General features: G+C 61.5%; 14 protein-coding genes. 11 read left to right on the top strand and 3 right to left on the bottom strand.

The features are described 5' to 3' along the window. Window positions 1–283: 283 nt before the first annotated feature. The 3 genes from KDW95_RS12745 to KDW95_RS12735 form a co-directional block, all read right to left on the bottom strand. Complete coding sequence (locus KDW95_RS12745; protein WP_255852191.1) at window positions 284–730, bottom strand: DMT family transporter; 447 nt, start codon at window positions 728–730, stop codon at window positions 284–286. Between the two features lie 72 nt (window positions 731–802). Beyond that, on the bottom strand, window positions 803–2,287 hold the full coding sequence (gene hydA / locus KDW95_RS12740; RefSeq protein WP_255852190.1) for a dihydropyrimidinase: 1,485 nt from the start codon (window positions 2,285–2,287) through the stop codon (window positions 803–805). Between the two features lie 86 nt (window positions 2,288–2,373). Next, on the bottom strand, window positions 2,374–3,876 hold the full coding sequence (locus tag KDW95_RS12735; protein ID WP_255852188.1) for an NCS1 family nucleobase:cation symporter-1: 1,503 nt from the start codon (window positions 3,874–3,876) through the stop codon (window positions 2,374–2,376). Window positions 3,877–4,385: 509 nt separating this feature from the next. Between KDW95_RS12735 and KDW95_RS12730 the strand changes: the two genes are divergently transcribed. The 11 genes from KDW95_RS12730 (at window position 4,386) to KDW95_RS12680 (ending at window position 12,444) form a co-directional block, all read left to right on the top strand. Continuing rightward, window positions 4,386–5,174 (top strand): IclR family transcriptional regulator, encoded by a 789-nt coding sequence (locus tag KDW95_RS12730; protein WP_255852187.1) that lies wholly within the window; start codon window positions 4,386–4,388, stop codon window positions 5,172–5,174. Between the two features lie 124 nt (window positions 5,175–5,298). Further along, window positions 5,299–5,433 (top strand): hypothetical protein, encoded by a 135-nt coding sequence (locus tag KDW95_RS12725; protein WP_255852186.1) that lies wholly within the window; start codon window positions 5,299–5,301, stop codon window positions 5,431–5,433. 144 nt (window positions 5,434–5,577) lie between these two features. After that, complete coding sequence (locus KDW95_RS12720) at window positions 5,578–5,712, top strand: hypothetical protein (RefSeq protein ID WP_255852185.1); 135 nt, start codon at window positions 5,578–5,580, stop codon at window positions 5,710–5,712. Window positions 5,713–5,856: 144 nt separating this feature from the next. Next, window positions 5,857–5,991, top strand: a complete 135-nt coding sequence (locus KDW95_RS12715) for a hypothetical protein (RefSeq protein WP_255852184.1) — start codon at window positions 5,857–5,859, stop codon at window positions 5,989–5,991. Between the two features lie 530 nt (window positions 5,992–6,521). After that, complete coding sequence (locus KDW95_RS12710; RefSeq protein WP_255852182.1) at window positions 6,522–6,830, top strand: non-heme iron oxygenase ferredoxin subunit; 309 nt, start codon at window positions 6,522–6,524, stop codon at window positions 6,828–6,830. An 11-nt stretch (window positions 6,831–6,841) separates the two neighbouring features. Then, entirely contained in the window at window positions 6,842–7,141 is a 300-nt protein-coding gene (locus tag KDW95_RS12705) for a recombinase-like helix-turn-helix domain-containing protein (RefSeq protein WP_255852181.1), read from the top strand. A gap of 13 nt (window positions 7,142–7,154) precedes the next feature. Beyond that, window positions 7,155–8,195, top strand: coding sequence for an aromatic ring-hydroxylating dioxygenase subunit alpha (locus KDW95_RS12700; RefSeq protein ID WP_255852180.1), 1,041 nt, complete (start codon window positions 7,155–7,157; stop codon window positions 8,193–8,195). Beyond that, window positions 8,188–8,964: an SDR family oxidoreductase gene (locus KDW95_RS12695; RefSeq protein WP_255852179.1), complete on the top strand. Its 777-nt coding sequence runs from the start codon at window positions 8,188–8,190 to the stop codon at window positions 8,962–8,964. The genes KDW95_RS12700 and KDW95_RS12695 overlap by 8 nt, the downstream gene beginning before the upstream one ends. 21 nt (window positions 8,965–8,985) lie before the next feature. Further along, window positions 8,986–9,918 carry a VOC family protein gene (locus KDW95_RS12690; RefSeq protein WP_255852178.1) on the top strand — a complete coding sequence of 311 codons (933 nt, stop codon included), beginning with the start codon at window positions 8,986–8,988 and terminating at the stop codon, window positions 9,916–9,918. 4 nt (window positions 9,919–9,922) lie between these two features. After that, window positions 9,923–11,143: an NAD(P)/FAD-dependent oxidoreductase gene (locus KDW95_RS12685; protein ID WP_255852177.1), complete on the top strand. Its 1,221-nt coding sequence runs from the start codon at window positions 9,923–9,925 to the stop codon at window positions 11,141–11,143. 44 nt (window positions 11,144–11,187) lie between these two features. Beyond that, complete coding sequence (locus tag KDW95_RS12680) at window positions 11,188–12,444, top strand: MFS transporter (protein ID WP_255852176.1); 1,257 nt, start codon at window positions 11,188–11,190, stop codon at window positions 12,442–12,444. The last annotated feature ends 17 nt before the right edge of the window (window positions 12,445–12,461 follow it).

Raw genomic sequence — 12,461 nt, 5'->3', positions numbered from 1 at the left:
CCATCGAGTTGGGCTGAGATCCCCCTGTCTCAAAAGACTGTTGCGTCGCTGGCAAGCAGCAGTCTATATGCTGCTGCTTATAGCAGTCATAAGTATAGCAGTATGCGCGGAGGAAACAGTTGTGCGTTAAATGTTCATGGCTGGTATCAACCATTTGATTAGAAAGCGCTTTTTAGAGTTGCCTGTGGCCGGCGCAAAGTCCGGAGGCAGAAGCGGGGCCGCCACGCCAGGCGCTGGCCATCCCTGCCTGCCAGCCCAGTGCGCTGTAACGGCTTGGGGCAGGTCAGAAGCGCCGGACGAGGATGGCACCGGCCAGTATCAGCGCGATGCCGGCCAGGCGGCCCGGGGTGATAGCCTGAGGCGCAAAGCCGAACAGGCCGAAACGGTCCAGCAGCAGGGCGCCGGTCAATTGCCCGGCGATGACCAGTGCCAGCGCAAGGGTCGCGCCGATGCGCGGCGCAAAGATGATCAGGGTGGTGACATAGAAGGCGCCGAGCAGACCGCCTGCCCAGGACCAGATGGGCGCCGCGCGCAGCGCGTCCAGCCCGGGCCAGGGCTGGCGCAGGTATAGAATACAGATGATGAGCAGTGCCAGGCTGCCCACCACGAAGGATGCCCCCGAGGCCCAGAGTGCGGAGCCTGCATGGCGAGCCAGGGTGCTGTTGACGCCGATCTGCATTGCCAGAACGGTACCTGCCAGCAGTGTGAAGGGTATGGCGAGCCAGTGCATGCTGTTTGTCCTCGTGGCTGCAGCGGACGTCTGCATTGATGGCCGGTCAATGGCCCCCTTCCGGGGGCAGGTTCACGCAGGTGTGGCCGTTTGGCCGCGCTGGCAAGCCGCTCCGCTGTCGCGTTCAACCGCCACCGGCGTATCGAGTTCACGTTTTTTGGCCAGTGCATCAAACACCGGCGCAAAGGCCGGCCGGTGGATATAACGACCCGCGCCCTTTTCCGCCGTCAGCTCGCCATTGCACCATACCAGCTTGCCCTGGCTCAGGGTGTGGCTGGGAATGCCGGTCACGGTACGTCCTTCGAAGATATTGAAGTCGATGTTCTGGTGGTGGGTGCTGGCCGAAATGGTGCGGGTGCCGGCGGGGTCCCAGACAACCAGGTCGGCATCGGCGCCGACGCTTACCGAGCCCTTGCGCGGGTAGAGATTAAAGATCTTGGCTGTGTTGGTGGAAGTGACGGCAACAAACTCGTTCATGGTCAGGCGGCCCTTGTTGACGCCCTCGTCCCAGATGATGGCAAGGCGGTCTTCGATACCGGCGGTGCCGTTGGGAATCTTGGTGAAATCGTCCTTGCCGGCGGCCTTTTGCTCGGCGCAGAAGCAGCAGTGGTCGGTGGCGGTGGTTTGCAGGTTGCCGCCCTGCAGGCCCTGCCAGAGCGCGTCCTGGTGCTGCCTTGAACGAAACGGCGGGCTCATCACGTGGGCGGCGGCAAACTCGAAACTGCTGTTGCGATAGACGCTGTCATCGATGGCCAGGTGGCCGGCCAGCACTTCGCCGTAAACGCGCTGGCCGTCATTGCGAGCCCGGGTGATGGCATCCAGCGACTCCTTGCACGATACATGCACGATATAGATGGGCACATTCATGACCTGGGCAATCTGGATGGCGCGGTTCGCCGCCTCACCTTCGACGATCGGCGGGCGCGACAGCGGGTGGGCTTCGGGCCCGGTCATGCCGCGGGCCAGCATCTCCTGTTGCAGCTGGAACACCAGTTCGCCGTTTTCGGCATGCACCGTTGGCATGGCACCGAGTTCCACCGAGCGGCGAAAGCTCTTCACCAGGATTTCATCGTCCGCCATGATGGCGTTCTTGTAGGCCATGAAATGCTTGAAACTGTTAACGCCGTGCTGCTTGACCAGGGTTTCCATATCGGCGGCAACGGAATCGTCCCACCAGGTAATGGCAACATGGAAGCTGTAATCCGAGGCCGATTTGGCGGACCAGTCGCGCCACTGCTCGTAGGCTTCCATCAGACGCTGGCCGGGCGCCGGGATTACAAAGTCGATAATGCTGGTGGTGCCGCCCGCCAGTCCCGCTGCCGTGCCGGTGTAGAAGTCCTCGGTGGCCACGGTGCCCATAAAGGGAAGCTGCATATGGGTGTGGGGGTCGATGCCGCCGGGCATGATGTACTGCCCCGTGGCATCGATGACGGCTGCACCCGCGGGCACCTCCAGGTTTTCGCCAATGGCGGCGATCAGGCCCTTTTCACAGTAAACGTCTGCACGAAAGCTGTGGTCGGCGGTCACGACGGTACCACCACGAATCACGATGGACATGGGTTTCTCCTTCTGTAGACAGGCGTGTGCGCCCGCAGCGCCCGGTACCGGCTAGTCGGTATCAGGCGCCCAGGCCGCGCGTTGTATCAGTTGCCCTGGGCCAGGCCCTGGGATGCGGGAGCCGGCAGTTTGCTGGCGGCAACCCAGTACACCAGCCCCCCCAGGATGGACCCGGTGAACCAGCCGTACTGGTAAAACCAGTCCAGGTAGCCGGTGCTGATGGAAAACAGTGTCAGTGCCACCGGCAAGCCAAAGGCGGTGAGGCCCGCGGGGTTGAAGCCGCGGTAGATGCCGTGGGTCTTGTACAGTTCAGGCAGGTTGAGGAACTGACGCTTGATCACGAAGTAGTCGACGATCATGATGCCGGCGATCGGGCCCAGCAGGCTGGAATAGCCCAGCAGCCAGCCGGTGTACATGGCCTCGACACTGACATCCGAATCGATCACACCGAGTTTTTTCAGCAGCTCCCAGCTCATCAGGAGGATGCCCAGGGCTCCGGTCAGCAACACGCCGCGGGTCTGGTTGATTTTCTTGGGAGCGATGTTCTGAAAGTCGTTGGTGGGCGAGACGATATTGGCCGCGGTGTTGGTGGACAGTGTCGCGATAATGATCATGATCATGGCGATCACGACCCAGACGGGGCTGTCGATCTTGCCGATCAGGTTGACCGGATCCGAGATGGTCTCGCCCACCAGGCTGGCGGAGGCGGCGGTGAGTACAACGCCCAGAGAGGCGAAGAAGAACATGGTCAGGGGCAGGCCGATAATCTGGCCGGTAATCTGGTCCTTCTGGGATTTAACGTAGCGGCTGAAATCCGGGATGTTCAGCGACAGCGTGGCCCAGAAGCCGACCATGGCGGTGAGGCCGCCGAAGAAGTACCCCCAGAAAGAGGCGCCCTCGGGACGGTTGGCCGGCGTGGCCAGCAATTCGGTCATCGAGATCTGCGGCATGGCCCACATCATCAGGCCGATGCTGACACCCAGCAGCAGGGGGGCCGACAGGGTTTCCAGGATCTTGATCGACTCGGAACCCTTGATAACGATATAGAGGTTCATGGCCAGGAACAGGAAGAAGCCGATGACTTCGCCGCTGCTGCCCAGGTTCTCCCAGCCCGGTATCAGGGCCGAGAACAGTATATGGATGGCGACACCACCGAACAGCGTCTGGATGCCAAACCAGCCACAGGCCACCAGGGCTCGAATCAGGCAGGGAATGTTGGAGCCCAGAACACCGAAGGATGAGCGCAGCAGCACCGGGAACGGAATGCCGAACTTGGTGCCGGCGTAGGCGTTCAGCGTGAGCGGTATCAGCACCACGACGTTGGCCAGCAGGATGGTGACAAGGGCCTCGGATACCGACAGTCCGAAGTAGGCGGTCAGCACGCCGCCCAGGGTATAGGTCGGGACGCAAATGGCCATGCCGACCCAGAGGGCGGCGACGTTCCAGGTTGACCAGGTGCGCTCGCGGATTCTGGTGGGGGCGATGTCCTCGTTGTAGTGGACACTGTCTCGCACGTCGGCGCCGGTGTTGAGCTCGTAGAACTCGCCAACCTGGACGGCGGTTGAGGTACGGTTGGGCTCGGTACTCATGATGCATCCTCTTTCTTGTTATTAATGATCCCGTTACCGCCGGGCACTGCCAGGCAGCCGGGTATCTGTCGGAGATCGCTAGGGGGAACGCTTTGAGTCAGGGTCGCCGATAGGGCAGCCCCGGTGTATCTTCAGGACACGAAGCCCGGTGGGGCAGGAGTTCGAGTGGTGGTGGCGCAGTGGAAGCTGCCGGGCAGCGAGGGCGTGGTGCGGTATGAGGTTCTGATCACGATCCTGTCTCCGTCTTCTGCAGATCCGGTACCTGGCTGCCTGCAAGCTGAAGCACGGGCAGGACCTGTCTGCTGTTATTGTTGTTGTTTTACCTTCTGGTCAATATATAACCTGGGAACCGGGCAGGCAAGATTATTTTTCCAATAGGTAAAAAATTGAGGGCGTTTCCGGTGACACCAGGCCGTGCGGCGTACCGGCGGCTTCAATTGACAGCTCCAGGGGCGCATGATCCAATCGCAGGTCGTTTTGGCAGTGTTCGCAGTGGGTACAGGCAGATCATGGAAACAGATGACCGTTATATAGTCCCGGGCCTGGTGCGGGGGCTGGCTGTGTTGCAGCAGTTCAGCAAGCACAAGCGGGAACAATCGATATCCGAACTGGCCGAGGCGATCGGGGTGAACCGTTCCAGTACCTTCCGCCTGGTGTACACCCTGGAAAACTGCGGCTTTCTGCGCCGTGTCGGTGACAGCAACCGCTATACCCTGAGTTCCCGCATCCTGGATCTGGGTTTCCAGTACCTCTCCAGCCTGGAGTTGCTGGAGCCTTCGCGGCCGATACTGGAGCACCTGCGCAACCAGACAACCCTGGCCAGTCAGCTGCTGATTCGCGATGGCCACAACACGGTAATTGTCGAATGCTTCCAGGCCACCGGCCCCTTCACCAGTACCGTATCGGTGGGCACACGCTGGCCGGCCCATGCTACCGTGACCGGTCAGCTCATGCTGTCCACGCTGTCGGATGATGCCATCCTGGAGCTGTACCAGGATTACGGCTTCGAGCGTTTTACCGAAACCACTCCGGCCACGCCCGAGGCCTTGCTCGAGCGGGTGCGCAGTTACCGTGGCAAGGATGCCGCGATTGCCTGGGGGCACTTCAATCCCGGCATGGCAGCCTGTGTGGCACCGGTACTGAGCGTGGATGACCGGCGTATTGTGGCTGCGGTTTCCGTGAGTTGCCCGCTGGGAAGCCTCTCCCGTGACGAGTTCGACGGCCGCATCCGTGAGGAGGTGGTCAAGGCCTCCAAAGACCTGTCCCGCACCCTGGGGCTGCATTCGTCCCAGTTCTGATCGCTTTCTGAAATAGTCCGGATTGCCCGGGGTTGCCCGGGATGGTCGCCCATCCTGTCAATCCCGGCTTAGGTGCTGAGCCTGGAGCTCCTGAAACAGCTGGGCGTATTGTCGCTGCGCCTTTGTGGACACGAGCTGCGTAAGTTGCCCGCCGGGAAGCCTCTCCCGTGACGAGTTCGACGGCCGCATCCGTGAGGAAGTGGTCAAGGCCTCCAAAGAGCTGTCCCGCACCCTGGGGCTGCATTCGTCCCAGTTCTGATCGCTTTCATAACGCTTGCTGAAATAGTCCGGATTGCCCGGAATTGCCCGGATTGCCCGGGATAGTCGCCCATCCTGCCAATCCCGGCTTAGGTGCTGAGCCTGGAGCTCCTGAAACAGCTGGGCGTATTGTCGCTGCGCCTTTGTGGACACGAGCTGCGTAAGTTGCCCGCTGGGAAGCCTGTCCCGTGACGAGTTCGACGGCCGCATCCGTGAGGAAGTGGTCAAGGCCTCCAAAGAGCTGTCCCGCACCCTGGGGCTGCATTCGTCCCAGTTCTGATCGCTTTCATAACGCTTGCTGAAATAGTCCGGATTGCCCGGAATTGCCCGGATTGCCCGGGATAGTCGCCCATCCTGCCAATCCCGGCTTAGGTGCTGAGCCTGGAGCTCCTGAAACAGCTGGGCGTATTGTCGCTGCGCCTTTGTGGACACGAGCTGCGTAAGTTGCCCGCTGGGAAGCCTGTCCCGTGACGCGTTCGACGGCCGCATCCGAGAGGAGGTGGTCAAGGCCTCCAAAGACCTGTCCCGCACCCTGGGGCTGCATTCGTCCCAGTTCTGATCGCTTTCATAGCGCTTGCTGAAATCGCCGGGATTGCCCGGAATTGCCCGGGATAGTCGCCCATCCTGTCGATCCCGGCGGCCTGTATGCACCCCTGCCTGGCCTGTTGTACTTCCCTGGTTACTGTTCCTGTCGTTTTTGCTGTAACGCCCCTGCGTACAGTCGCCATCTGGCTGGCTTTTCTCCTGTCTGCATATCGCCCGGCGGTTGAGGCGAGCATTGCCGTGCGCGCTACTTGATCATATTTGAACTATCGCTTTATCCAAGTTCCGGTGCATTTTTCCGCTGCCATTTTATGTTTTTTTTGAGTTCCGGGGGCTCGGAGTCCCTTTGATTCCAGGTTTAAGGGTCATGTAAAAATTGCTTAATTTTTGTTTTTATTCATTTTTTGCAGTCATTCTCGGTGTTTTTCAGAGGCTTTTCATGACATACCCCTGTGAATTCTGCGGGGTTGACTTGGGTTTGGGCTGGGGGTAGTCTTTGTTTGCATATAAGACGAGTGTTTATATACAAAACAAAAGGTGGTCGAGATGAACTGGGTTTCAGTTTGCAAAGTGGGGCAGGTATCGGAAGACAGCCCGTTTTCAGTCAAGGTCGAAGACAAGGAACTGGGTGTGTTCAAGGTGGAAGAGAACTTCTTTGCCATCGAAGACATCTGCCCCCATGCCTATGCGCTCCTGACTCAGGGCTTCGTTGAAGGCCGCACCGTCGAATGTCCGCTGCACGAAGCGATCTTTGACATTCCCACCGGCAAGCTGGAAAGCGGCCCGGGTTGTCGCAACCTGAACACCTATGCGGTGCGGGTTGACGGCGACGACATTCAGTTGCAACTGGCCTGAGGAGACGCACCATGACCGAGTACAACCCCAAGCTCGCCACCTGGTTCAGGAACGAGCCCAATAGCGAAGCCGGCATCAACAACATCCAGGTGCCGGGCCAGGCACAGAATATTGTCTGGCAGACGCGTCACCGCGAACCCAGCCGTTATGAAGAAGCCCTGGTGGAGCACCTTGAAGCGGTCTTCGCCACCGGGGTGGTGGAACTGGATGACCTGGTTGCCGCGCTGAATGCGCGCGGTTCACGTACTGAAGCCGCCGCGCTCTGGAGCACCGACAGCTTCCAGGCCGAGATGGCGCGACTGGGCTACTGAACAGGGGGTTACCGTGAACGACAAGCAAACAATCGAAAACTATCTGGATCTTGGGCTGCGCGACCGCTGGTATCCCGTGGTGGCCAGCTGGGAAGTGGCCACCAGTCCGGTGGGCATTACCCGCCTGGGGGACAATATCGTGCTGTGGCGTGACCGCGATGGCCAGGTGCATGCGCTGGAAGATCGCTGTCCGCACCGTGGTGCGCGCCTGTCCCTGGGTTGGAACCTGGGTGACCGCGTGGCCTGCTGGTATCACGGCGTCGAGGTAAAAGGCGACGGCGAAGTGGCCGATGTGCCGGCCGTCAGCAACTGCCCCATGAGCGGCAGCAAGTGCGTGCGTTCCTACCCGGTTATCGAAAAGCACGGTGCCGTCTTCGTCTGGTTCGGCCTAGAGGCCGAGGCGGCTCCCGATGACCTGGTACTGCCGGAGCAGCTCGAAAGCGAGCAGTGGAGCAGCTTCCTCTGCAGTGCCGACTGGGCCTGCAACCACCGTTATGCCATCGACAATGTGATGGACCCGATGCACGGCAGCTACCTGCACTGCACGTCCCACTCCATGGCCGAGGGCGAGCGCAGCGCCGACATGCGCATTGTCGATACCGAGCACGGCTTCCGGTTCGAGAAGGTTGGCCAGAGCGGCGTCAACTTCGACTGGGTCGAGTTCGGCGACAGCGGCACCTTCTGGTTGCGCCTGTCGATTCCCTATCAGCAGAAGTTCGGCCCCGGCGGCGAGTTCTGGATCGTAGGCCAGGCCACGCCGATCGATGAACACAACACCCGCGTGTTCTTCTGGCGTGCCCGCAAGGTGCAGGGCTGGCAGCGCGACACCTGGCGTTTTCTCTACCGCAACCGGCTGGAAAAACTGCACTGGGATGTACTGCTGCAGGACCAGGTCATTCTCGAGCAGATGGCGCCGGCTGCCCGCGATCACGAGTTCCTTTACCAGCACGATGTGGGCCTGTCGCGGCTGCGTCGGCTGATGAAAAAACTGGCCCAGAAACAGCTGGCCCGGATCGAAGCCGCGGCACAGCCGAAAGAGGCCACCCATGACTAGCCCGCGCGTTGCCAAGCCGCTGCTGGCGGGCAAGCGCCTGCTGATTACCGGTGCCGCCCGCGGGCTGGGGCTGGACTTTGCCCAGGCCGCCTGCGCCGCCGGTGCCCGGGTGGTGATGGCGGATATTCTCGACGAGCTGGTGGCGCAGGAGGCGGCCGCGCTGGCGGAGCAGGGTTTCGAGGCCGTTGCCGTGAAGCTGGACCTGGCAGACCCCGCGTCCGTCGAGGCGGTGGCGGCATTCAGCGCGCAAACCCTCGGAGCGGTGGATGGCCTGGTCAACTGCGGTGCCATTGCCACGGGCATCGGCGGCCCGGACATGTGCGAGCTGGAAATCGATACCTGGGACCGGGTGATGAGCGTGAACGTGCGCGGCACCTGGCTGATGAGCCGGGCGATGGTGCCCCACCTGGCGGCATCGGGTGCCGGCAGGATCGTCAATATTGCATCGGATACCGCGCTCTGGGGCGCACCGCGGCTGATGGCCTATGTCGCCAGCAAGGGTGCGGTCATTTCCATGAGCCGATCCATGGCGCGGGAGCTGGGTGAGCGCAATATCTGCGTCAACTGCATCTGCCCGGGGCTGACCCTGGTGGAAGCGACGGCCTACGTACCCAGGGAGCGTCACGACCACTACATCAATGGCCGGGCGATTCAGCGCGAGCAGATGCCCGAAGATGTCAGCGGCAGCGTGCTTTATCTGCTGTCGGATCTGGCGGGTTTTGTCACCGGTCAGACGCTGCCGGTCAATGGCGGCTTCGTCTTCAACTAAACGGCCAGGAGAGATGAGTTTATGACTATCAAGGGTATCGAAAAACTGTTGTTCGGCGTCGAGGATGTTGCAAAGGCCCGCCGCTTTCTGGCGGACTTCGGTCTTGACGCGGCCCCCTCCGACATCCAGGACGCGGACCTGTACCGCACCCAGAACCAGAGCCGTCTTTATCTGTTCGACAGCAATGACAGCCGCCTGCCGCCGGCCTTCGAGCAGGGCTCCACGCTGCGTACCCTGGTGTGGGCTGTTGCACAGGCGGCCGATCTCGATGCACTGGCTGAGCGTTTGGCGGATGTGCCGGGTTTTGCCCGCGATGCCGACTCCGTGCGCTGCCAGGACCCCAACGGCATGTGGCTGCGGTTTGAACTGTCCAGCCAGGTGGCGGTGGAACTCGAGGTGCCGGGCATCAATCAGCACGGTGATATCCGCCGCGTCGATGCGCCGAGCCCCGTGTACGAGCGTGCCCAGCCCATCGGTATCGGTCACGTGGTGTTCTTTGTCGAGGATCTCGAGGGCGTCGAGGCTTTCTACCGAGAAAAGCTGGGCTTCCAGGTGTCGGACCGCTACATCGGCAAGGGCGTTTTCATGCGTGCCGCCGCTGAGGGCCACCACCACGATCTTTTCCTGCTCAAGGTTCCCAGCAAGCCGGCCGGCCTGAACCATGTGGCCTTCACCGTGCGGGATATCCACGAGGTCATCGGTGGCGGCATGGCGATGAACCGCAAGGACTGGTCCACCTTTATTGGCCCCGGGCGCCATCCGATCTCCTCGGCCTACTTCTGGTATGTGAACAGCCCGCTGGGCGGTGCCTTCGAGTACTACACCAACGACGACTACCTGACCGCAGCCTGGCAGCCCCGCACCCTTGAACACCGCCTGGAGCTCTTCACCGAGTGGGCGGTGGAGGGTGGTCTCGACGGCAATACCCGTCGCCAGGTCGTAACCGGAGGTTAACCTCATGACTAACCGCATTTCCCGCATTCTGATTATCGGTGCCGGCCAGGCCGGCGCCTGGGCGGCCCATACCCTGCGCCAGAACGGCTTCGAGGGCGAGCTGGCCCTGGTCTCCAACGAAGATCAGGTGTTTTACGAGCGTCCGCCGCTGTCCAAGCAGGTGCTGGCCGGCGAAATGGATGCCGCCGCCACTCAGCTGTTTCCCTCCGAGGTCATCGAGGCGATGAACATCGAGTGGCACAAGCCGGATACGGCGGTGGCCATCGACCGGGTGCGCCGGGAAGTACGCCTGGCCAGTGGCAAGGTGCTGGGTTACGACAAGCTGATGCTCACCACCGGCAGCCGTGCCCGGGTGCCGGTCAGGGCCTGGAGCGAGATCGACGGCGTCCACACGGTGCGCACCCTTGCCGACGCCAAGCGCCTGGGCGAAACGCTGCTGCCGGGGCGTCGACTGGCGATCATCGGCGGCGGCTGGATCGGTCTCGAAGTGGCCGCCACGGCCCGCAAGCAGGGCCTGGATGTGACGGTGTTCGAGCTGGGCGAGCGTCTGTGTGCCCGCAGCGTCGTGCCGGATGTGTCGGATTTCCTGCATCAGCTGCACAGTGACCAGGGTGTCGATGTTCGCCTGAGCTGCGGCGCCATCGACCTGGCCGGCACCGAACAGGGTGCGGTGCAGCTGTCTCTGGACGGGATTGCCGCGGGCCGGTTCGATGCGGTAGTGGTTGGGGCCGGGGCGGAAATTGCCTCGGAACTCGGTCGCGAAGCGGGCCTGGATACCACCTCCGGGCTGGTGGTCGATGCCTGCGGCAAGACTTCGGACCCCGATATCTATGCCGCCGGCGATGTCGCCATCCACCCTGAGCTGGGTTACTGCATCCAGTCCTGGGCCAATGCCCAGAACCAGGCGATTTCGGCGGCGCTCTCCCTGCTGGGTCAGGAAACGCCCTATGCCGATGTGCCCTGGCTCTGGTCGGATCAGTACCACTGCAATATCCAGATCCTGGGCGCGCCCGGCAACGGCGAGGGCACCGAGATCCGCCGCGACTGCGGTGACGGCAAGGTCTCTTTTATCCGGCTGGGTGCCGACAACCGGCTCGAGTCGATGATCGCGGTGAACGATGCCAAACTGATAAAGCTGGGCAAGCGCTGGATCAAGGCCAGGATGCAGCTGCCCGCTGAGATTCTGGCAGATCCCGCACAAAATCTGATGCAGCTTAAGCCCTGAAAGGCCGGCTAGCGCACCCCACAAGAATAAACGGGTAGAAAAATATGCAAACGCTTAAAGGTGACATGGCGGCGGAGCCCCTGGCAGTACCGAACTCCAGCGTCCGTCTGTGGTCCATTTCCGCCATTCTGATGCTCTGTGTGGTACTGGCCTTTTTTGACAAGATCAGTATTGCCGTGCTGTTTTCCGATACCGCCTTCCAGAATGCCATGGGGATTGGCAGCGACAAGACGCTGCTGGGCTGGCTGATGACCAGCTTCCTGCTGGCCTACGGCTTTTCGTCGATCTTCCTGAGTTTTCTGGGAGATCTGATCAACCCCAAGAAATGCCTGGTGGCCTGCATCCTGATGTGGGGCCTGCTGATGGCCGCCATGGGTTTTGCCGACAGCTACGCCGAGATGCTGTTCCTGCGCGTGCTGCTGGGCATTGCCGAAGGCCCGCTGTTCGCCCTGGCCTATACCATCGTCAAGCAATGCTACCAGCCCCATCAGATTGCCCGTGCCAGCACCATGTTCCTGCTCGGAACACCGGTGGGTGCCGCGATCGGCTTTCCGGTGACCGCCTACGTACTGGCCAATCATGGCTGGCAGAGTACCTTCTTTGTCATGGCGGCCTTTACCCTGGTGGTGGTCATGGTGGTGATCTCGGGTCTGCGCAATGTGCAGCTCAAGACCGGCGCCCAGCTCAATGCCGGCAAGCGCCGGCTGGGTATGTCGGAGCATCTGGCCAACTGCCGCCTGCTGTTCAGCGCTCCGGCCTTCTGGGCGGTGTGCCTGTTCAACACCGCACTGCTGACCTACCTCTGGGGCCTCAATGGCTGGCTGCCGAGCTACCTGATCGAAGCCAAGGGCATCAACCTGAAGGAGTTTGGCACCCTGTCGTCACTGCCTTTTGTGGCCATGCTGATTGGGGAAGTCGCTGGAGCCTTTCTGTCGGACAAGACCGGCAAGCGCGCCGCCCAGGTGTTCGGCGGGCTGCTGCTGGCGGGCCTGGCGATGGCCGCCGTACCGCAGATCAATGATCCGCTGCTGGCGATCCTGGCCATGTCGGTCAGTGCCATGAGCTGGGGTTTTGGGGTGGCATCGGTGTTCGCCCTGCTGAGCCGGGTCAGCCCGGATAATGTCAGCGCCACGGCCGGTGGCGTGTTCAACGGTTTCGGCAACTTTGCCGGTGCCGCCGCACCCGTGATCATGGGTTATATCGTCACCAGCAGCGGCAACTTCGACAATGGCATCATGTTCCTGGTGATCATTGCCGTGATCGGTTCCTTGGTGCTACTGCCGCTACTGAAAAAATACTGAACCCCGCATGCTGTTTC

The organism is Marinobacterium rhizophilum (assembly GCF_024397915.1).
Taxonomy (GTDB): domain Bacteria; phylum Pseudomonadota; class Gammaproteobacteria; order Pseudomonadales; family Balneatricaceae; genus Marinobacterium_A; species Marinobacterium_A rhizophilum_A.
Note: the sequence above shows the minus strand (reverse complement) of the source record. Positions and strands in the feature narration are given on the sequence as shown.

Bases quoted from the DNA above. Each gene is read 5' to 3' on its own strand.
- KDW95_RS12745 (WP_255852191.1), bottom strand. From the start codon at position 730: ATGCACTGGCTCGCCATACCCTTCACACTGCTGGCAGGTACCGTTCTG.
- KDW95_RS12705 (WP_255852181.1), top strand. From the start codon at position 6,842: ATGACCGAGTACAACCCCAAGCTCGCCACCTGGTTCAGGAACGAGCCC.
- KDW95_RS12680 (WP_255852176.1), top strand. From the start codon at position 11,188: ATGCAAACGCTTAAAGGTGACATGGCGGCGGAGCCCCTGGCAGTACCG.
- KDW95_RS12735 (WP_255852188.1), bottom strand. From the start codon at position 3,876: ATGAGTACCGAGCCCAACCGTACCTCAACCGCCGTCCAGGTTGGCGAG.
- KDW95_RS12695 (WP_255852179.1), top strand. From the start codon at position 8,188: ATGACTAGCCCGCGCGTTGCCAAGCCGCTGCTGGCGGGCAAGCGCCTG.
- KDW95_RS12730 (WP_255852187.1), top strand. From the start codon at position 4,386: ATGGAAACAGATGACCGTTATATAGTCCCGGGCCTGGTGCGGGGGCTG.
- KDW95_RS12690 (WP_255852178.1), top strand. From the start codon at position 8,986: ATGACTATCAAGGGTATCGAAAAACTGTTGTTCGGCGTCGAGGATGTT.
- hydA (WP_255852190.1), bottom strand. From the start codon at position 2,287: ATGTCCATCGTGATTCGTGGTGGTACCGTCGTGACCGCCGACCACAGC.
- KDW95_RS12710 (WP_255852182.1), top strand. From the start codon at position 6,522: ATGAACTGGGTTTCAGTTTGCAAAGTGGGGCAGGTATCGGAAGACAGC.
- KDW95_RS12685 (WP_255852177.1), top strand. From the start codon at position 9,923: ATGACTAACCGCATTTCCCGCATTCTGATTATCGGTGCCGGCCAGGCC.